Below are 21,037 nucleotides of genomic sequence, written 5' to 3'. Positions count from 1 at the left end.
CAACTCCGCTTATCCGCCGCTCGGCGGTGTGTCATGCACGTTTGAGACGGGCTGCCCGGTGTTCGGCCTGAACATCCGGGTCTGGGTCGAGGCTCGCCGCCAGGAGCGCTTTTGTATAGGCTTCACGAGGCGCCTCGAAGATCTCCCGGACCGTTCCCAATTCCACCACTTCGCCCTTTTGCATGACCATGACGTAGTCCGCGAAGTCGCGAACGACCGGCAGGTCGTGGGCGATGAAGATGAAGGAGATGCCCATGTCCCGGCGCAGCCTGTCGAGAAGCGCGATGACCTGGGCCTGCACCGACACGTCGAGCGCCGATACCGCCTCGTCGCAGACGATCAGTTGTGGTTCGAGCGCGAGCGCCCGGGCGATCGCGATCCTCTGCCGCTGGCCGCCCGAGAACTGGTGCGGATAACGGCTCATGTGTTCGGCCGAAAGACCAACCTGCACCAGCAGTTCCGCGACCCGTTCCCGCCATTGGCGTTTCGGCAGAATGTCGGGATGGATGACCCATGCTTCGGAGACGAGCTGGAACACCGTCATGCGCGGATTGAGCGATTGCGTGGGGTCCTGGAACACCATCTGAAGATCGCGCCGGAGCTTGTAGAGCTCGGAGGGCGAGAGCTGAAAAAGATCGCGTCCCTTCCAGTGCGCGGTGCCGGCATCGGGCTCGTCCAGCCTTAGAAGAACGCGGGCGAGAGTCGATTTGCCCGAGCCACTTTCCCCGACGATCGCCATGGTCTCGCCGGCCCTGAGGTCGAACGAAACGCCCTTCAACGCCTCGAAGGAGCCGTAGCGCTTGCGCACGTCCCGGACGCTGAGCAGCGGTTCGCCCGAAAGCTGCGCGATGTGCATCTCACCTTTTCCGGGGGCGGCGCCGATCAGCTTTTTGGTATAGGGATGCCTCGGGTTCTTGTAGACCTCGCGCACCGTGCCGGTCTCGACCAGCTCGCCTTTTTCCATGACGACCACGCGATCAGCGATTTCGGCCACCACGCCGAGATCGTGGGTGATGATCAGCACACCCATGCCGGTTTCCCGCTGCAGCTCCTTCAAGAGCGCCAACACCTCGGCCTGGACCGTCACGTCGAGCGCGGTGGTCGGCTCGTCGGCGATCAGCAGGTCGGGGCGCAGCGCAAGCGCCATCGCAATCATCACCCGCTGCCGTTGGCCGCCGGAAAATTCGTGCGGATATTTGCCCATCGCCCCTTCCGGATCGGGAATGCCGACCCGCGTCAACAGGCGCACAGCTTCGCTTCGGGCCTGTTCGGCCGGCATCCCATGGGTCGTCATTGCCTCGCGGATCTGCCATCCGACGGTATAGACCGGGTTCAGATGGCTGAGCGGGTCCTGAAAGATCATGGCCATTCGCCGTCCGTTCGCCTCGCGGCGCGCCGGGGCCGGCATGGTCAGCAGGTCCTTGCCGTCCAGCAGGATCTGCCCGGTGCTGATCCGCCCGGGCGGCATGTCGATGAGGTTCATGATCGCCGCCGACGAAACTGACTTGCCCGATCCGCTTTCGCCGAGGATCGCCAGCGTTTCGCCGCGGTCGAGATGATAGGAGATATTGCGCACAGCATGCACGACGCCAGCCGCAGTATGGAACTCGACCGAGAGGTTGCGGACTTCCAGCAGGTGCTCAGCCATTCTTTCGGCCTTTCATTTCCAGGCGCCAGCGCTGAACGGGATCGAGCGCGATGCGCAGCCAGTTCGACAAAAGGTTGAGCGACAGGGTGGTCATGATGATCGCCAGTCCGGGCCAGAACGAGAGCCACCAGGCATTGGTCAGATACTGGCGCCCCTGGGAAATCATCAGCCCCCAGGTGATCGCCGGAGGCTGGATGCCGATGCCGAGGAAGGACAGTGCGCTTTCGGCAAGCATGACATAGGCGAAGTCCAGCGTCGCCAGTGTCGTAAGCGTCGGGAAAACGACCGGCAGGATGTGGCGGAACAGGATGCGGTTCTGCGAAGCGCCCATCACCCGCGCCGCCTGCACGAACATCCGCTCGCGGATCTCCAGCACTTCGGCGCGGGTGGTGCGGAGGTAGACGGGGATGCGGGTGATGGACAGGACGGCGACCAGGTTCAGGATCGAGGAACCCAGGAGATAAAGGACGATGACGGCGATCAGCAGTGAGGGGAAGGACATGATCACGTCCGCCAGGCGCATGATCACCTGCCCGATGCGCGGTGATGAAAAGCCGGCGATGAGACCGAGCAGCGTGCCGATGATCGACGACAGGATCACCGCGCCGGCGGCGACCATGATCGTATTCTGCGTCGCGACGATGATGCGGGCGAGCAGCGGCCGGCCAAGCGCGTCGGCCCCCATCCACCACACCCATTCGCGGCTCCAGTCGAACGGCGCGAGGTTGCGGCCGCGCAGGTTCTGCTTGGTGGCGAGCTCACCGAGCCAGGACGGCCCGACCAGCGCAAGCACGATGATGACGAGCAGGAAGACGACCGCGCAGAGCGCGAATTTGTCGGCCCAGAGCATTCGCGCCATGCGGATCGGCAAGGGGGGCTCGTGGGTGATCGTCGTATCGGAGGTGGAAACACTCATCGTTGCGCTCCTCAATGACGGATGCGCGGATCGAGAAGCGCATAAGCGAGGTCGATCAGCAGGTTCATGAGGAAGATCGCCAGCGCGGTCACCAGGATCGCGGCAAGGACGACGTTGAAATCCCGCTGCAGGATCGAATCGATCATCAGCTTTCCGACGCCCGGAAAACCGAAGATCGTCTCGACCACGACGGCGCCGTTCAAAAGGCTCGCCGCCTGGTCGCCGATGACAGTGATGACCGGCAGCATCGCGTTGCGCAGGGCGTGGATGAAGATGATCGGGCCGGCCTTGACGCCCTTGGCGCGCGCCGTCTTCACGTAGGCGGAGGACAGTGCGCCGATCATCGAGCCGCGCACCACCTGCACGATGATACCGAAGGGACGGACGAACAGCACGGCGATCGGCAGGATCCAGTGCAGGATCGAGCCGGTGCCGGAGGTCGGCAGCCATGCGAGGTTGACGGAAAAGACGACGATCGCGACGATGGCCAGCCAGAAATCGGGAACCGACGCGCCGACGAGTGAGATGATCGAGGAGAGCCGGTCGAAGAAACCGCCGGAACGAAAAGCGGCGAGCGAACCGACAACGATGGCGGCCGCCGTGACGAGCGACATGGTGATCACGGCAAGCCAAAGCGTCCACACGAAGGCTTCCGTCACCACACCCAGCGCCGGCCGCGCCTTGCGGAGCGATTCACCGAGATCCCCGGTCAGCACGTCGCCGACATAACGTCCGAACTGCACCATCAGCGGATCGTTCAACCCGTGAAGCTCGCGGAACTGCTGCTTCATTTCGGCCGAGGCCTCGACGGGCAGGAAGAGGGCGGCCGGATCGCCCGTCAGGCGGGACAGGAAAAACACCAGCACGAGCAGCCCGACCAGTGAAATCAAGCTCGCCACGGAGCGCTTACGAATGAAACTGAGCATGTCGCCCTCACTATTGTGGCGGCGGATGGGTACCCGCCGCCCTTTGATCGTGATCGGAAATCGGTTTCCGCTGATTATTTGATACCGATCTCGGACAATTGCAGCATCGAATTCGTGGCGATGGTCGGCTTGAAGTCGATGCGCGGCGAAACGCGCGAGAAGCCGACCATGTGGAAGAGGAGGCCGTCGGCGACAACGTCGTCATGCAGGTAGGCGATCAGCTGCGACCAGAGCTTTGCACGTTCATCGCCCACTGCGGCGGAAGCGCGCTTGATCAGGTCGTCGACCTTGGGATCGGAGAAGCCCGACTGGGTGCCCTGCGAGGCATATTTGAAGAACATGGTGAAGGACGGATCACCCTTGGAGTTGTCGTGCATGGCGGCAACGATGATCGGCCCACGACCTTCCTTGAAGGGCTTGGAATAGTAGCTCTCGTGCTCGGCCACTTCGACAAACTTCAGATCGACCTTGAAGCCGACTTCCTGGAGCTGCGACTGAACCGCTTCCATGATTTCGGTGACGTTCGGGAAGTTTGCCGTGCGGGCGATCAGCGTGATCGGCGTATCGACCTTCACGCCGGCGGCCTTGGCCTCCGCGAGAAGCTTCTTGGCAGCTGCCGGATCATAGGGGAATACCTTGACGTCCGGGTTCCAGCCCTGCGTGGTCGGCGGAACCAGCGCCGTTGCCAGCACTGCACCATCCGGCACCAGTGTGCCGATGAATGCCTGGCGATCGATGGCCAGATTGAGCGCCTTGCGAACCCGCACGTCGTTCAGCGGCTGAATGTTGTGGTCGAGACGCAGATAGACCGTCTCACTGTCGAGATAGGAGAAGTCGGTCTTCGGATCGGTCGCATCCAGCTGCGAGATCGACGGAGAAAGGTCCGCTTCACCGGCTTTCACCATCGCCGCACGCACGGACGGATCGGAGCGGAAGAGATAGGTCGCCTCGGTCACCTGCGGTTTGGCACCCCAGTAGTCGCTGCGGGCGGCGAGCACGATCTGTTGGCCCGGGGTCCAGTTCTTCAGCGCATAGGGGCCGGTTCCGATCGGCTCGCGAATGAAGGCGAGCGGGGTTTCTTCCGGAACGATCGTCACCAGCGACATCAGCAAAGGCAGGATCGGCTGGGCCGGGTCGGCCTTGAAATCGATCGTATAGGGATCGACGACATTGGCGCTGATCTTCATGCCGCCGAAATAGCGGCGGGATTCGCATGCGTTCTTGTCGCTCATCACGCGGTCGAAGCTGTGCTTCACGTCCTTGGCGTCGAACGTCGTCCCGTTTGAGAACTTGACGCCCTGCCGCAGATGGAATCGCCAGCTGCCATCTGCGGTCTGTTCCCATTTTTCGGCAAGGCGCGGCATGACGCCCTTCTTGCCGCGAACGTCCAGTTCGGTCAGCGTTTCGCTGACATTCTCCATGATGATACGGCCGATATTGGACCGGGTCGCCATGCAAGGCTCCAGCAGATCGGCTTCTTCAGGCAGCACGATCTTGATGGGGCCGGATCCTGCGTAAGCGGGCGCAAGCGCAGATCCAAGGATCAGCGCGGTCATCAGCATCTTCTTCATGTGGTTCACCTCCCGAGTGAATATAAATTGATTAGGCACCGTTCCGGTCGACCTGCCTTGGTCGGTGGATGAACGGCTTATTCGGTGATTGGCGAGCCGACCCGTAAAGGAAGAGCGATGGCGATTTAGAGGCTCTGTCGTGGAGCGTTCGGATCTTGGACCGAAATCCTCTGACGGCAGGCCACATATTTCGCTGCACCGCGATCGCCTATTCCTCCTGTGTTATTCTCCTTCAAACCATGTTCTGTCTCGTGCACTTTGTCAAATTGTTTTGCGAGGTTATTTTTTGAGAAAAAATTGCTCGCGAAATTATCATTATTTTACATTGGCTTGATTTGAATGGTGTATCCGAAAGCTGCGGCTTATGCATATTATAAAACTTGACAACTTTGTGTTTCTGGCAATTCTCAGTGACGAGAGGAGAGCTTTATGAGCCCTGACGAAATAGCGGCCGCAATGACCGGCACGGTACGGATGGTGACCGCCGGCCGGCGCGAAGCCTTTCTGCCTTCCCCCATGGTGCAGAACCATGCAAGCTTCCTGCATCTCCTGCCCGACGGCACGTTGATCTGCGCCTGGTTCGGCGGCTCGCTGGAAGGCAAGTCCGACATATCCATTTTCGCGTCCGTCCTCGTACCGGGCGCTGACCTCTGGGGTCCGCCGCAGAGGCTGAGCTTCGATGACGCACATTCCGAGCAGAACCCGGTTCTGTTTAGCGCGCCCGATGGCCGGCTCTGGCTTTTCCACACGTCGCAGCCTTCCGGTAATCAGGACGAATGCCGTATCCGCATGGCCGAGATCCGGCGTGATCAAGGTGACGCGACAAGGCTGACGGCCGAGGCGGGCGATTACCTCGGACTGCCGAAAGGATGTTTCATCCGGGCCCCGCTGACGGTGCGGGACGACGGAGCATGGCTTTTGCCGATCTTCCGTTGCGTTCAGCGGCCGGGCCAGAAGTGGAATGGAAGCCATGACACGGCGGCCATCGGGATTTCGACGGATGCCGGGAAAACCTGGCGCCTCGAAGAATTGCCGCAATCGACCGGCTGCGTCCACATGAGTCCCGTCGCCTTGCCGGCAGGCGGTCACGCGGCGTTTTTCCGCCGGAGGCAGGCGGATTTCGTCTATCGGAGCGAGAGCGCCGATGGCGGCAGATCCTGGTCGGTGCCCGAGGCAACGGATGTGCCGAACAACAATTCCTCCATTGCGGCTATTCGCCTGGCCGATGGCCGGCTCGCGATGATCTGCAATCCGGTAAACTCTCATCAGTCAGACGATCGTCGTGCTTCGCTTTATGACGAACTGGGCGAGAGTGACGAAAGGCCGGATGCCGATCCCACAGGCGGTTGCGTGCCCGTCTGGGGCGTGCCGCGCGCGCCGGTTTGCGTCTGTCTCTCGAATGATGGTGGGCTCAGCTTCCCGGTCCGTATCCTGATCGAGGATGGGCCGGGTACTTGCCTGTCCAACGATTCCACCGATGGTCGGAACAAGGAAATGTCCTATCCGTGGCTACTGGAAGCGCCGGACGGGACCCTGCACATCGCCTATACCTATCACAGGCGGGCAATCAAATATGTAAGCCTGGCTTCTGGCTGGGCAGACGCGACTGACGGGAGAATTTGATGAGCAATATCATTGGCATCACCATGGGAGATCCCTGTGGCGTCGGTCCGGAGATCACAGTCAAGGCGCTCGTCGAAATGTCGGAGGCCGATCGCTCCGCAACGCGGGTCTATGGCAATCTTTCGACGCTGGAGGCGGCGCGCGATGCGGTGGGGGCCACGCTCGATCTTACGCCTTATGTGGTCGACCTTCCGGTGGAGGGAGCGCCTCTGCCCTGGGGGCAGTTGTCGGCGGTCGCCGGCGACGCCGCGTTCCGCTTCATCGAGCGCGCCGTACGCGATGCAGAGGCGGGCTCGATCGGCTGCATCGTCACGGCGCCCATCAACAAGGAAGCGCTCAATCTTGCCGGCCATCACTACGATGGCCATACGGGCATGTTGCGCAGCCTCACCGGTTCGGCAGCGGCATACATGCTGCTGGCGTCCGATCGCTTGAAGGTGATCCATGTCTCCACGCATGTTTCCCTGCAGGAGGCTATCCGGCGCGCCACGACGGAACGGGTTCTGGCGACGATCCGCGCCGGTGACGCGCATCTGAAGCGCATCGGTTATGAGCGTCCGCGCATCGCCGTTGCCGGCATCAACCCCCATTGCGGCGAAAACGGCCTCTTCGGCACGGAAGACGACGACCAGATCGCACCGGCCGTTACGGCTGCCCGCGCCGAAGGGATCGAGGTTCACGGTCCGATTTCCGCCGATACGGTTTTCCACCGGGCCTATTCCGGCGCCTTCGACCTGGTGGTCGCGCAGTATCACGATCAGGGCCATATCCCGATCAAGCTGGTGGCCTTCGATACGGCCGTCAACGTTTCTGTCGATCTGCCCATCGATCGCACCTCCGTCGATCACGGCACCGCGTTCGATATCGCCGGCAAGGGGATCGCCAATCACGGCAACATGAATTCTGCCATCGCCTACGCGCGCAAGCTCGTGGCGGGGGGCCGATAAGGAAAGCGTCATGGCCATTGCACCCATCACACTCCACCAGCCGCTGCGCCTCGCCGTCGGTGCCGGTACCATCAGCCAGGTTGGCGCCTGGGCTGGCGACGTCGCCTCGACCCTGGTCATTGCGACGCCGATCACGGCCGGCTTCGCCGATCGCCTGCAGTTACCCGGCCGATATTCCGTATTCGACGCCATTCCGGGCGAGCCTGATACCCTGACGCTGGACGCTGCGCTGGCGGCTGCCCGCGACGCCCGTCCGCAACTGATCGTCGGGCTCGGTGGCGGATCGGTATTGGACGTCGCCAAGCTTGTCGCGGTGTTGTGGGATTGCGAGCAGACCCTCGAAGACGTTGCCGGTCCCAATCGCGTCGCCGGCCGCCGCACGCGGCTTGCCCAGGTCGCGACCACGGCGGGCACCGGTTCGGAGGCGGGGATCCGCTCGCTCATCACCGATCCGGTCAAGCGGACCAAGATCGCGGTTGAAAGCCCGCATATGATCGCGGATTTAGCAGTGCTCGATCCTGAACTGACCTATTCGGTGCCGCCGGCCGTGACCGCCGCCACGGGCGTCGATGCCATGGCTCATTGCGTCGAGGCCTTTACCAACCGCCGCGCCCATCCGATGATCGACGGCTTTGCGCGCATGGGATTCGGGCTTGTTGGCCGATATCTGGCACGGGCCGTAAAGGACGGGCAGGATACGGAGGCCCGGGAAGGGCTGATGCTCGCTTCCTATTACGGTGGGATTTGTCTTGGCCCGGTCAATACGGCAGCCGGCCACGCGATCGCCTATCCACTGGGCACGCGTCTCAACCTGCCGCACGGTCTGGCGAATGCCATCGTTTTCCCGCATGTCCTGGCTTTCAACCAGCCGGTCGCTGCCGCCAAGACCGCGGAAGTGGCCGCAGCGCTCGGTCTCGGTGAGGACCTCTCCCCGGACGAGTTGCGATCGTCAGCATACGACTTTTGCGGAGCGCTTGGCATCCAGATGTCGCTGGCGGCTCACGGTGCCAGGCACGACGAGCTTTCCCTCTACGCTTCGGAGGCGCATGCGATCCGCCGGCTGATGGATAACAACCCGGCCGAAATGAGCGTCGGCGATGTCCTGGCTATCTACGAGGCGGCATTTTGAAGTGACGGTCATCCGGCTATGGGTTACCGGATGACATCTACAGGTTTCACCGGTGCGACGACTGAAACAGCCGTTCGCGTGAACCTTTCAAGTGGTCCAGCATCAACTGGCGCGCCGCTTCCTGGTCTCCGCTCGTGATCGCATCGGCGATCGCCTCGTGCTCGCCGAACACTTTCGCCAGCCCGGTCGCCTCTCTTTTCACGGAGGCTCCGTGGAATTTCATACCCACGGCAATATGATCCTTCAGAGCTTCCATTGCCGTCGAGAAGTAATTGTTCTGGGCCGCGCGCGCGATGGCCAGATGGAACTGATAGTCGGCGTCTTCGCGGTGGGCCTGGCGGTTCGTGGCATCGCGCAGCAATTCCAGCGCCCGCTTTATGGCCGCCAGGCTTTCCTTGTCATGACGCACTGCGGCGGCGGCTGCCGCCGCTGGTTCAAGCGTCATGCGAAACTCATAACAGTTGAGGAGATCGGCGACATTTTCCAGCTGGCCGAAGCCAAGCGGCTCGCGCAGGCCCAGTGCCCGCACGAAGCTGCCGGCACCACGTCTCGAATAGATCAGCCCCTGTTCGCGCAACCGTCTCAGCGCTTCCCGGATGATCGGCCGCGACACTTCAAATTCGTTGGCTAGCTCATGTTCGGTCGGCAACCGTTCGTCCGGCCTGTATGCCCCCGACTTGATCGCGCGCAACATCCGCTCGAAGACGATATCGGGAAGGCCCTTGCGGGCAGTACCGCTCTCAAGCCCCATTGTTCAACCCTTCTCGCCCATGGCTATTCTTGCTATCTCGCACAATGTGCCCGGCCTGCCGAATCCGCCGGATTTGGCGATGATGCATTGACCATCGATATAAGCCAAGCCAAGGCCGGGCAGGCATTCGCCGAGAAGCCGGAACCTCGAAACATTCATTGCCTTCAAGACAGCCTCGGCGGTTGCGCCGCCCGAGAGAAGCAGAGTGGCGGGCGGCGCCGTCATGTGCGGAACTATGCTCGCCGCCAGCCTGTCCGATACGAGAAGCGGCGGATCGTCCTTTCCATCCGGCGTGGCCTGAACCAGGGTCACGGAATGCACGGGCGGTGCGATCCTCTCCGGGCGGCCGTTCGGCGCGGCTATATAGTCAACCACTGCCGACCGCCGCAGTTCCTCGACTTGTGCCAGCGTGATCGGATCTCTCGAGCCGATGACAAAAAGGGCAGGGCCGGGTTCAGGAAGGGCCGGTTGGGCGAGCTGGCTGCCGGTCATGTGAATGGCCAGCGCCTCGGCGAGACCCCTGGCGCCGACAAAAAGATCGGCCCCGGCCTCACGGCCAATCGCCAGAGCCGCGGACATCTCTTCCTGTGAAAGAGTGTCGGGAATGACGGCGCGTTCGGCATGAACGCCCAGCGCATCGGCGACGTTCAGGGGTTTGTCCAGGCCGAAACCTTCGATATGTCCCGCTCGCACGTTCCGTCCGAAATCAGGTATCGCCGGCGCCACCAGCGCCAGGTGAAAAGGCGTGACGTCGAGTTCGGCGGCGATATTGCCCTTGAGGCGGGAATCGATCTTCTTGAACAGAACGATGTCCGACGGCAAGGACGACAGGGCCGACGCAGCCGCCCGCCGCGCATCCTCCGCCTCGACTTCCCGAGATCCGAGATTGACTGAAAGAACCGCGGGCCTCGCTTGCAACGCCGATCCGATAGCCTCGATGCTCAACGCGATTTCAGTATGCAAACCCCTGCCGGCAAACGGCGCCGCGCAATCAAGCGCGCCAGTCAGGTCGTCGGCAAGAATAACCAGCATGATGGACCACATAATCTGTTGTTATCTTTTTGAGCGAAATTTGCTCATATTGTCAATCAGGTAACTGGTGTAATTAACAAATCTACGGTCCGACGGCCGCTGCGGGATTGGTCCGTTGGAGAGGCTGGAGATGATTTCAGCGAGGAGCAGCGAAAAAATGACGAACCGGAAAGACCGCGTCCAAACTTGAAGGCAGATCAGATCCCTGACGGCCCTGTCCGGCGCTCCGATAAACGCACGGCCCTGTCGAACATTCGCTCGTTGCAATTGCCGCTCTTGTCCGAACCGAATTCGCCTCCCTGATGCCGGAGGCGGAGTACGTCCGCCTGTGGTCTTTTTGAAATCGCGCACTAGATCTACTGGATTTTAGGGCAGGGGGGTTCCGTGGCTAGACAGGGCAATGACGTTCAGCGCAGCGGTGAGGATTCGGGCGACCTTTTGGATGTAGATGTCGCGGCGATGACGGACGAAGACTCCCGCGCTTTGCTCGAAGCGCTTCTGGCGATGAGACGGGGAGACTTTTCGGTCCGGATGCGCTCCGACATGACCGGGGTCACCGGAAAAATTGCAGATACTTTGAACGATATCATCGCGGCCAACCAGAAAATGGCCGCGCAGCTTGAAAATGTCGGCCAGGTAGTCGGGCGGGACGGGCGCACCAGCACGCGTGTGAGATTTGGCCTTTCCGATGGGGCATGGGCGGATATGGAAGGGTCGATCAACACCCTGATCGACGACTTGCTGTGGCCGACGACCGCGGTTACCCGGACGATCACGGCGGTGGCCAAAGGCGACCTGCTGCAGACGGTTCCGCTCGACGTCGACGGGCGTCCGCTGAAAGGGGAGTTCCTGCGTTCGGCCGAGATCGTCAACACGATGATCAAGCAGCTGAGCGTTTTCACGTCCGAAGTGACGCGTGTCGCCCGCGAGGTCGGTACCGATGGCAAGCTGGGTGGCCAGGCTCAGGTTCCGGAAGTGACCGGCGTCTGGAAGGACCTGACCGAGAGCGTCAACTCGATGGCGTCGAACCTGACCGCCCAGGTCCGCAATATCGCGGACGTCACGATTGCGGTTGCCAACGGCGATCTTTCCAAAAAGATCACGGTCGATGTTCGCGGCGAGATTCTGCAGCTGAAGGAAGCCATCAACACGATGGTCGATCAGCTCCGCTCCTTCGCATCGGAAGTGACGCGCGTTGCCCGTGAGGTCGGCACGGAAGGAAAGCTGGGTGGCCAGGCGCTCGTGCCGGGTGTCGCCGGCACCTGGAAGGATCTGACCGACTCGGTCAACGCGATGTGCGGCAATCTGACGGCGCAGGTGCGAAACATCGCCCAGGTCACGACCGCGGTCGCCCGCGGCGACCTTTCACGCAAGATCACCGTCGACGTCTCCGGCGAAATCCTTGAACTGAAGGAAACCATCAATACGATGGTCGACCAGCTCAACGGCTTTGCCGGGGAGGTGACACGCGTCGCCCGCGAAGTCGGTACCGAAGGCCGCCTGGGTGGCCAGGCTCAGGTGCCGGGCGTGGCCGGAACCTGGAAGGACCTCACCGACAACGTCAACTCAATGGCGTCCAATCTCACGGCCCAGGTCCGAAACATCGCCGAAGTGTCGACGGCAATCGCCAACGGCGACTTGTCGAAGAAGATTACGGTCACGGTTTCCGGCGAAATCCTGGAGCTGAAGGAGACCATCAACACGATGGTCGACCAGCTCAATGCCTTTGCCTCGGAAGTGACCCGTGTTGCCCGTGAAGTGGGCACAGAAGGGAGGCTTGGCGGTCAGGCAAACGTCCGTGGTGTCGCCGGGACCTGGAAAGATCTCACCGAAAACGTCAACTCGATGGCGGGTAACCTCACGGCGCAGGTGCGCAACATCGCCGAGGTATCCACGGCAATCGCCAATGGTGACCTGTCCAAAAAGATCACCGTCGACGTCAAGGGCGAAATCCTGGAGCTGAAGGAGACCATCAATACGATGGTCGACCAGCTCAACGCATTTGCATCCGAAGTCACGCGTGTCGCGCGCGAAGTAGGGACCGAAGGTCGGCTTGGCGGTCAGGCCAACGTGCGCGGTGTCGCCGGAACCTGGAAGGACCTGACCGACTCGGTCAACTCCATGGCCTCCAACCTCACGGGCCAGGTGCGAAACATCGCCGAAGTCGCGACCGCCGTCGCTCAGGGCGATCTGTCGAAGAAGATCACCGTGACGGTGTCCGGCGAAATCCTGGAGCTGAAGGAAACCATCAACACGATGGTGGACCAGCTCAACGGTTTTGCCGGCGAGGTGACGCGTGTCGCCCGAGAGGTCGGGACTGAGGGGCGGCTCGGCGGCCAGGCGAACGTCCTGGGTGTTGCCGGCACCTGGAAGGATCTGACCGATTCCGTCAACTCGATGGCGGGCAATCTGACTGCCCAGGTCCGCAACATCGCGGAAGTATCGACGGCGATCGCCAATGGCGACCTTTCGCGAAAAATCACCGTCGATGTGAAGGGTGAAATCCTTCAGCTCAAGGAGACCCTCAACACGATGGTGGACCAGCTCAACCGGTTCGCCTCGGAAGTGACGCGCGTGGCGCGTGAAGTGGGCACCGAAGGCAAGCTCGGCGGCCAGGCTCAGGTGCCCGGCGTTGCCGGTACCTGGAAGGATCTGACCGAGAACGTCAACTCGATGGCGTCCAACCTCACCGGCCAGGTGCGAAACATCGCCGAAGTGACGACTGCGGTCGCGCGAGGAGACCTGTCGCGCAAGATCACCGTCGACGTGAAGGGCGAAATCCTGGAACTGAAGAACACCATCAACACGATGGTGGATCAGCTCAACGCCTTCGCCGGTGAAGTGACGCGCGTGGCACGCGAGGTTGGCACGGAAGGCAAGCTTGGCGGACAGGCGCAGGTTTCGGGTGTCGCCGGCACCTGGAAGGACCTGACCGACAGCGTCAACTCGATGGCCGGCAACTTGACGGCCCAGGTCCGCAATATCGCCGAGGTCGCCACCGCGATTGCCAATGGCGACTTGTCGCGCAAGATCACCGTCGATGTTCGTGGTGAAATCCTGCTGTTGAAAGACACCCTCAACACCATGGTCGATCAGCTTCGATCTTTTGCAGGGGAAGTCACCCGTGTGGCGCGCGAGGTCGGCACCGACGGCCGCCTTGGCGGCCAGGCGGTCGTCCCGGGCGTTGCCGGAACGTGGAAGGACCTCACCGACAACGTCAATCTGCTTGCCGCCAATCTCACCACGCAGGTCCGCAACATCGCCGAGGTGACGACCGCAGTCGCGCGAGGCGACCTGTCGCGCAAGATCACCGTGGATGTGAAGGGCGAGATCCTGGAGCTCAAGAACACGATCAACACGATGGTGGATCAGCTCAATGCCTTTGCGGGTGAAGTGACCCGCGTGGCGCGCGAAGTCGGCACCGAAGGCAAGCTCGGTGGACAGGCGCAGGTGCCCGGCGTGGCCGGCACATGGAAGGATCTGACCGACACGGTCAACGTCATGGCCGCCAACCTGACCGAGCAGGTTCGCGGTATCGTCAAGGTGGTGACGGCGGTTGCTAACGGCGACCTCAAGCAGAACCTCACCGTCGCCTCCAAGGGCGAGGTCGCGGCGCTTGCCGAAACCATCAACAACATGACCAATACGCTCGCGACCTTCGCCGACCAGGTCACCACGGTTGCCCGCGAAGTGGGCGTCGAAGGCCGCCTCGGCGGTCAGGCGAACGTACCGGGCACCGCCGGCACGTGGAAGGATCTGACGGGTAACGTCAACCTGCTGGCCGCCAACCTGACCACCCAGGTCCGGGCTATCGCCGAGGTCGCGACGGCCGTCACCAAGGGCGACCTGACGCGGTCGATCCAGGTGGAAGCGCGCGGCGAAGTCGCCGAGCTCAAGGACAACATCAATACCATGATCGGCAACCTGCGCCTGACGACGGAACAGAACACCGAACAGGACTGGTTGAAGACGAACCTGGCAAGATTCACCAACATGCTCCAGGGGCAGCGCGACCTGACCCTGGTCGGGAAAATGCTGCTTTCGGAACTGGCGCCTCTCGTCGGAGCACATCAGGGCGTGATCTATCAGGTGGACGCGGAGGATCGTCAGCCAACCCTCTCTCTGCTGTCCAGTTATGCTGACGGGGTCGGCGCGGCACATCCGCGGCGCCTGGAGTTCGGCCAGGGTCTGGTCGGGCAGTGCGCCATCGATGCCCGTCGCATTCTTGTGACCAATCTGCCCGACAATGTCGTTCCCATCAGCTCGGGGGTTTTCTCGACCCTTCCCAAGAGCGCCATCGTTCTACCGGTTCACTTCGAAGGACAGGTCAAGGCGGTGATCGAGCTTGCTTCGGCCGGTGAATTCACCGAGCTGCAGCTTTCCTTCCTCGACCAGCTGACGACGTCGATCGGTATCGTACTCAACTCGATCGAGGCGACGATGCAGACGGAAGGCCTGCTCAAGCAATCCCAGCAGCTTGCGACCGAACTCCAGACGCAACAGAGGGAATTGCAGCAGACCAACGAACAGCTTGAGCAAAAGGCGCAGCAGCTCGAAGAACGAAACGTCGAGGTCGAGGCGAAGAACCAGGAAATCGAGCAGGCCCGCCGCGCGCTGGAAGAAAAGGCGACCGAGCTCGCACTCACGTCGAAATACAAGTCCGAGTTCCTTGCCAACATGTCGCACGAGCTGCGCACGCCGCTCAACTCGATCCTTATTCTCGGCCAGCAGCTGGGAGAAAATCCCGACGGCAATCTTTCCGCCAAGCAGGTGGAGTTTGCAAAGACGATCCATGGCGCGGGCACCGATCTCCTCAACCTGATCAGCGATATTCTCGACCTCTCCAAAATCGAATCAGGGACCGTTTCGGTCGATGCGGAGGAGATATTCATCACCAACCTGCTGGAGATGATGTCGAGGCCGTTCCGGCACGAGGCGGAAAATCGCGATCTCAGCTACATGGTGGAGATCGGCGAAGAGGTGCCGAGGAGCATCATTACCGACTCCAAGCGGCTGCAGCAGATCCTCAAGAACCTGCTGTCCAACGCCTTCAAGTTCACCGCGCAGGGCGGCGTCAAGCTGAAAGTCGCTCCCGTGAGCGAAGGCTGGTCCTTGGATCATCCTTCGCTCAAACATGCTCCATCGGTGATCGCCTTTGAAGTCTCCGATACCGGTATCGGCATCCCACCCGAAAAGCAGCGCATCATATTCGAGGCATTCCAGCAGGCGGATGCCTCGACCAGCCGGAAATACGGGGGCACCGGACTGGGTCTTGCGATCAGTCGCGAGCTCGCAAGCCTCCTTGGCGGCGAGATCCAGCTGCGCAGCACGCCGGGCGTCGGCAGCACGTTCGTACTCTATCTGCCGCTGACATATGTCGGCGCTTCTCCCGTCCCAAAATACCTGCCGGCGCAAAGCAACGTGGTTCAACTCGCGGAGGCCGCCGCAGCACGGCGGGCCGACAAATCCACGGAACAGGTCGATGACGATCGCGGTCAGATAAACCCCGGAGATGCGGTTCTGTTGATCGTCGAGGACGATCCTCACTACGCCCGCGTGCTCGTCGATCTGGCCCATGACAGCGGGTTCAAGGTCCTGGTGGCCACGCGCGGCAGCGAAGCCTTGAATTTCGCGCAGGAATACAAGCCTGCCGCTATATCCCTCGACATCTTCCTGCCGGACATGCTCGGCTGGACGGTGCTGAGCCAGCTCAAGCAGAGCGCGGCGACGAGGCATATTCCGGTCCAGATCATCAGCCTTGATGAAGACCGCCAGCATGGCCTCACGCGCGGCGCCTTCGCCTTCATGAGCAAGCCCACAACCACCGACAGCCTTGGAAAGGCATTCATGCGGCTCAAGAATTATGCCGAGCCCCGCCGCAAGCGGCTTCTGCTCGTTGAAGATAGTGAGGCCGAGCGGCTGAGCGTAACGGCTTTGCTCGGCCATGATGACATAGACATCAAAAGTGTAGGCTCGGGGGCCGAGGCGTTGGCCGCGCTCAAGCAGGATCCGGCCGACTGCGTCGTTCTCGATCTTACCCTGCCTGACATGTCGGGCTTCGAGGTTCTCGAAAAAATCCGCGACGACAGTGACATTGCCGAGGTTCCGGTCGTGGTCTTCACAGGCCGCGAGCTCTCGCCGGAAGAGGACGCCCAGCTCCACACGATGGCGCGCAGCGTCGTCGTGAAAGGTGTGGAGTCGCCCGAGCGTCTCCTGGATGAGACCGCGCTCTTCCTCCACAGGGTGGTCGCCGACATGCCGGCCGCCAAGCAGGCGATGCTCGAGGAACTTCACAGTTCAGATGAGGACCTGATCGGGGAGACCGTTCTGCTGGTGGACGACGACGCCCGCAATATCTTCGCTCTCAGCAGTGTTCTGGAGCGCCGCGGGATGAGGGTCCTGACCGCGACGACCGGCAGCGAAGCCATCGACGTCATTCACAGGGAGCCGGCTGTTGCTATCGTGCTGATGGACATCATGATGCCGGGAATGGACGGTTACGAAACAATGCAGGTGATCCGCTCAGACCCCAGGTTCCGGCGCCTGCCCATACTTGCGCTGACCGCAAAAGCGATGAAGGGAGACCGCGAAAAGTGCCTTGAGGCGGGTGCGTCGGATTATCTGGCAAAGCCGGTCAATACCGAGCAATTGCTTTCCGCGCTCCGCATGTGGTTGCATCGCTAGGGACAGTGGCCATGAACCCCGTCAATATCCTTCTCGTGGATGATCAGCCGGCAAAGCTCCTGAGCTATGAGGTCGTGCTCCAGGAGCTGGGCGAGAACCTGATCAAGGCCCAGTCCGGCAGAGAGGCCCTGGAGCATCTCCTGCGCAACGACATCGCGGTCATTCTCGTGGATGTCTGCATGCCGGAGCAGGACGGCTTCGAACTCGTCAGCATGATCAGGGAACATCCCCGATACCAGCATACGGCGATCATTTTTGTCTCGGCCGTCATGATGGCGGAACCGGACCGGCTGCGCGGCTATGCGGCGGGTGCCGTGGACTATGTCTCCGTACCCATCGTCCCGGAGGTTCTGCGGGCCAAGGTACGGGTATTCGCGGACCTGTACCGGAAGACGAGGGAACTTGAGCGCTTGAATGCCGACCTCGAGGACAGGGTTCGGGAACGCACCGCCGAGCTCGAAGCGTCCTCGAACCAGCTCCGTCAGCTCAATGAAGAACTCGAAGAACGGATCGACCAGAGGACGCGCGAGCGCGAAGAAGCGCTTGCGCAATTGTTCGAGGCGCAAAAACTGGACACGATCGGCCAGCTGACCGGCGGCGTCGCCCACGACTTCAACAATCTGCTGATGGCAGTGCTGGGCAGCTTGAACCTCCTGAAGAAGCGGCTTCCAATCGATGAAAAGAGCGAGCGGCTGATCGCCAATGCGATACAGGCGGCCGAGCGCGGCGCGGCCTTAACCCAACGCTTGCTGGCATTCGCGCGCCGCCAGGAATTGAAGCCGCACGCGGTCGATTTCGCCGAGCTCTTCGAGAATATTCAAGACCTGCTGAGCAAGGCGCTCGGACCTGGGGTAGATATAACGAAGGATATCCCGCCACGGCTTCCGCAGCTGTTGGTCGATAGCAATCAGCTCGAACTTGCTCTCCTCAATCTGTTCGTGAATGCGCGGGACGCCATGATCGGGGGCGGCACGATCATGGTGTCCGCAGAAGAAAAAGATGTATCGAGGCACGGCAGCCTGGCCGCGGGCCGATATGTGCGGATTTCGGTTTCCGACACCGGAGAGGGCATGGACGAAACGACGGTGACCCGCGCGGCCGAGCCGTTTTTCACCACGAAGGGACCTGGGAAGGGAACCGGCCTGGGTCTTTCCATGGTGCATGGCCTGGCGGCTCAATCGGGCGGTATCCTGGACCTGTCGAGCGTCAAGGGAGAGGGGACGACGGTATCTTTGTGGCTGCCGGTCGCCGAGAATGTCGCGGCGGCGGCCTCACCGGAGGCCACGTCGCAGGACGCCGCTCCCAATCTGCCGCAAGCACTGACGGTGCTTGTGGTCGATGACGATTCGCTCGTGAGCATGGGCACGTCGGCAATGCTGGAAGATCTTGGCCATGTCGCCACGGAGGCGTCCTCGGCCGCCGCCGCACTTGAGATCCTCGGCTCTGGCGGGAAGTTCGACCTTGTCATCACGGACCATGCCATGCCGGGCATGACCGGCGCGGAACTGGCCCGCCGGATCATTGCCTCCTATCCGGGCCTGCCGGTGATCCTCGCCTCCGGTTATGTCGAATTACACGAAGATCACGGGCTTTCAGATCTCCTGCGGATGACGAAACCGTTCACTCAGGAACAGCTTCAGATAGCGGTGCATCGGGCAGTGGCTGAGCGGGCGACGGCCGCCTGAGCGACACTTTTCGGGCTGAGCGATTGTCGTGCTGTTCAGTCCGGCAGCCAGCCTGCGGCGAAGGGATGATCTGCCGGAAGCGGCAGGCGTACGATCTGGCTTTCTCTGGCCGATGCGTAGATTGCCGTAACAAGCTCGATCGAGTGATAGCTTTCCTGAAGCGACGGCAGATAAAGATCCGGTTTGCCGGTGAGACGTGCGTGGACATCCTCGAACAGTCCCGGAAATCGGGGAAGGACATCGGGTATTTCTCGCGTTGCCGCATCGATCACTGCCTGCCGCGAGGGGTCGGTGGCTTCGAATTTCCACGGCCCTGCGCCTATCTGATAGGGTTCCGTGCCCGACGTGACGGTGACATGCTCGAAACACATCCTCAGCCGCGAACTGTTTCCGGCCGCACCCAGCGTGACCGAGGACGTGATCAGCGCCCCCGTTGCGGTGCGCATCGAAAGCACGGCGCAATCTTCGGTCTCGATGGAATTGACGCGGGTATCAAGGAAGGCGGCGACCTCCACGACATCGCCCACGAGATGAGTCGTCAGATTGTGGATATGACACGCATGACTGACGAGCACGCCGCCGAGCTCGCCCTTCCAGGTGCCCCGCCAGCGCTCCGCGTAATAATCGGATCCGCGTTGCCAGTGTGTCTCCAGGGCCACCACGTAAGGCTTGCCCAGCAGGCCCCGGACCTTCAATTCGTGTGCTGCCCGGTAGCCGGCGCCATAACGATACTGGAATACGGGAAAGACCTGCCGCCCTGTTTGTGCGGAAAGCTCAGTGAGCCGACGCACCTCGGTTATCGAACCGGCAAGGGGCTTTTCGCAGACCACGTGCTTTCCTGCCTCCAGTGCGGCAAGCGTCATCGGTGCGTGCAGTCGCGGCGGCAGGCAGATGTCGACCAGATCCACGGAGGGGTCGGCGAAGACCTCGCTGATGTCGGAAATGACCCGGCTGCCCGGAGCCTGTTGCGCGGCGTCCTCGGCGCGCTGCAGGTTGAGATCGCAGACGTATCGGACGTCGAAAAGGTCGGCCAATTGCGCATAAGCGGCAACATGCGCCTTGCCTATACCCGCACCGATGACGGCGACACGGATGCGCTTCGTCATCGGTCTTTTTTCTCTTCGGCGATAAGTTGGGCCTGCAGTCCCAACCGGGTCGCAAGCAACGCATGGGACTGGGCCATGGCCGTCTCGGTGCGCCTTTCGACATCGCCAGCCAGGCGGGCGAAGAAGGGCTTGCCGGCGCCTCTCGCCTCAAAACGCTGCACGCCCGACTTGTCGACCACAAAGACGTGGTCCTGACCCTCGTGACCGGCAATGTCGATATATTTGCGCAGCTCGATATAACCTTCCGTCCCCAGAATGGTCATCCTGCCGTCGCCCCAGACGGGAAGACCGTCGGGCGTCAGCCAATCCACGCGGGCATAACCCCGGCCGCCATTGCCCTCCAGAAGCACTTCGCCGAAATCCTGAAATCCGGGCCGATGCGGATTTGCGACATTGGTGACATGGGCGGAAACCACGCGTGCCTCGGTCGATCCGGTATAGTGCAGGAACTGATCGAACTGGTGGGCACAGATATCGGCAAGGATCCCGCCGCAGCGCGCTCTATCCCAGAACCAGTCCGGCCTCAGATGCGCATTCAGGCGATGCGGCCCGAGGCCGACCGTCTGGACAACCTTGCCGATCCGGCCTTCGGCGACCAGCTGGTCCGCCAGGGTGGCGCTCTCGACGGAGACGCGTTCGGAAAAGGATACGACCCAGCGCCGCCCGGTCTCGCCGACAGTGCGCTGGATGTCTGCCAGCTGTTCCAGGTTGGTGCAGCCGGGTTTGTCGACCAGGACGTCCTTGCCGTGCGACATCGCCGCGACCGCGATGTGGGCGCGGTCACTGTTGATTGCGGCCGACAGGACAAGGACGATGCTTTCATCGTCGAGGATGGCCTGCATCGGCCGGGCCGGCAAATCCGGATAGGTCTCCTGGAATGTCTTGCGGACCGCCTCCGGTGTCTCCTCGCCGGTTGTCCATGCAACGAGCGTGGCGCCGGCATTCAGCATGCCGTTGATCATGCCGTATATGTGTCCGTGGTCTATGCCGATGACGCCGATGCGAAGGTTAAAAGCCAT

Annotated in this window: 13 protein-coding genes; 5 read left to right on the top strand and 8 right to left on the bottom strand. The window is 61.7% G+C overall.

What is annotated here, in order from left to right; genetic code table 11:
- Nucleotides 1–31: 31 nt before the first annotated feature.
- The 4 genes from ACZ9EJ_RS27960 to ACZ9EJ_RS27945 all read right to left on the bottom strand — a co-directional run bounded on the left by ACZ9EJ_RS27960 (nt 32) and on the right by ACZ9EJ_RS27945 (nt 5,061).
- Nucleotides 32–1,648, bottom strand: coding sequence for an ABC transporter ATP-binding protein (locus tag ACZ9EJ_RS27960; RefSeq protein ID WP_046627314.1), 1,617 nt, complete (start codon nt 1,646–1,648; stop codon nt 32–34).
- Nucleotides 1,641–2,564, bottom strand: a complete 924-nt coding sequence (locus ACZ9EJ_RS27955; protein WP_046627312.1) for an ABC transporter permease — start codon at nt 2,562–2,564, stop codon at nt 1,641–1,643. Before ACZ9EJ_RS27955 ends, ACZ9EJ_RS27960 begins: the two co-directional genes overlap by 8 nt.
- Before the next feature lie 11 nt (nt 2,565–2,575).
- Nucleotides 2,576–3,490, bottom strand: a complete 915-nt coding sequence (locus ACZ9EJ_RS27950; protein ID WP_046627310.1) for an ABC transporter permease — start codon at nt 3,488–3,490, stop codon at nt 2,576–2,578.
- A 74-nt stretch (nt 3,491–3,564) separates the two neighbouring features.
- Nucleotides 3,565–5,061: an ABC transporter substrate-binding protein gene (locus tag ACZ9EJ_RS27945; RefSeq protein ID WP_046627308.1), complete on the bottom strand. Its 1,497-nt coding sequence runs from the start codon at nt 5,059–5,061 to the stop codon at nt 3,565–3,567.
- Nucleotides 5,062–5,490: 429 nt separating this feature from the next.
- On the opposite strand from ACZ9EJ_RS27945, the gene ACZ9EJ_RS27940 reads away from it, so the two are divergent.
- The 3 genes from ACZ9EJ_RS27940 to ACZ9EJ_RS27930 are packed head-to-tail and all read left to right on the top strand — an operon-like array spanning nt 5,491 to nt 8,760.
- A complete protein-coding gene (locus ACZ9EJ_RS27940; protein ID WP_046639903.1) occupies nt 5,491–6,684 on the top strand; it encodes a sialidase family protein in 1,194 nt (397 codons plus the stop codon).
- Entirely contained in the window at nt 6,684–7,631 is a 948-nt protein-coding gene (gene pdxA / locus ACZ9EJ_RS27935; RefSeq protein ID WP_046639904.1) for a 4-hydroxythreonine-4-phosphate dehydrogenase PdxA, read from the top strand. The genes ACZ9EJ_RS27940 and pdxA overlap by 1 nt, the downstream gene beginning before the upstream one ends.
- A 10-nt stretch (nt 7,632–7,641) precedes the next feature.
- Nucleotides 7,642–8,760 carry an iron-containing alcohol dehydrogenase gene (locus tag ACZ9EJ_RS27930; RefSeq protein WP_046639905.1) on the top strand — a complete coding sequence of 373 codons (1,119 nt, stop codon included), beginning with the start codon at nt 7,642–7,644 and terminating at the stop codon, nt 8,758–8,760.
- A 46-nt stretch (nt 8,761–8,806) separates the two neighbouring features.
- Here the strand turns inward: ACZ9EJ_RS27930 and ACZ9EJ_RS27925 are convergent, their stop codons facing one another.
- Nucleotides 8,807–9,511, bottom strand: a complete 705-nt coding sequence (locus ACZ9EJ_RS27925; protein WP_046627300.1) for a FadR/GntR family transcriptional regulator — start codon at nt 9,509–9,511, stop codon at nt 8,807–8,809.
- Nucleotides 9,512–9,514: 3 nt separating this feature from the next.
- Complete coding sequence (locus ACZ9EJ_RS27920; RefSeq protein WP_046639973.1) at nt 9,515–10,543, bottom strand: four-carbon acid sugar kinase family protein; 1,029 nt, start codon at nt 10,541–10,543, stop codon at nt 9,515–9,517.
- Between the two features lie 459 nt (nt 10,544–11,002).
- Here ACZ9EJ_RS27920 and ACZ9EJ_RS27915 point away from each other — a divergent pair, with 459 nt between their 5' ends.
- Together ACZ9EJ_RS27915 and ACZ9EJ_RS27910 are read left to right on the top strand one after the other, a co-directional pair.
- Entirely contained in the window at nt 11,003–17,227 is a 6,225-nt protein-coding gene (locus ACZ9EJ_RS27915) for a HAMP domain-containing protein (protein WP_476100525.1), read from the top strand.
- 11 nt (nt 17,228–17,238) lie between these two features.
- Nucleotides 17,239–18,912, top strand: a complete 1,674-nt coding sequence (locus tag ACZ9EJ_RS27910) for a response regulator (protein ID WP_046639907.1) — start codon at nt 17,239–17,241, stop codon at nt 18,910–18,912.
- Between the two features lie 35 nt (nt 18,913–18,947).
- Here ACZ9EJ_RS27910 and ACZ9EJ_RS27905 read toward each other — a convergent pair whose 3' ends face one another.
- Together ACZ9EJ_RS27905 and ACZ9EJ_RS27900 are read right to left on the bottom strand one after the other, a co-directional pair.
- The gene (locus ACZ9EJ_RS27905) at nt 18,948–20,018 is read right to left on the bottom strand and encodes a Gfo/Idh/MocA family protein (RefSeq protein WP_046639908.1); all 1,071 of its coding nucleotides are present in this window, start codon (nt 20,016–20,018) and stop codon (nt 18,948–18,950) included.
- Nucleotides 20,015–21,037, bottom strand: a complete 1,023-nt coding sequence (locus tag ACZ9EJ_RS27900) for a Gfo/Idh/MocA family protein (RefSeq protein WP_046639909.1) — start codon at nt 21,035–21,037, stop codon at nt 20,015–20,017. The genes ACZ9EJ_RS27905 and ACZ9EJ_RS27900 overlap by 4 nt, the downstream gene beginning before the upstream one ends.

The organism is Neorhizobium sp. USDA 3394 (assembly GCF_056280385.1).
The sequence above is the reverse complement of the archived record's forward strand: the minus strand, read 5'-3'. Positions and strand labels throughout refer to the sequence as shown.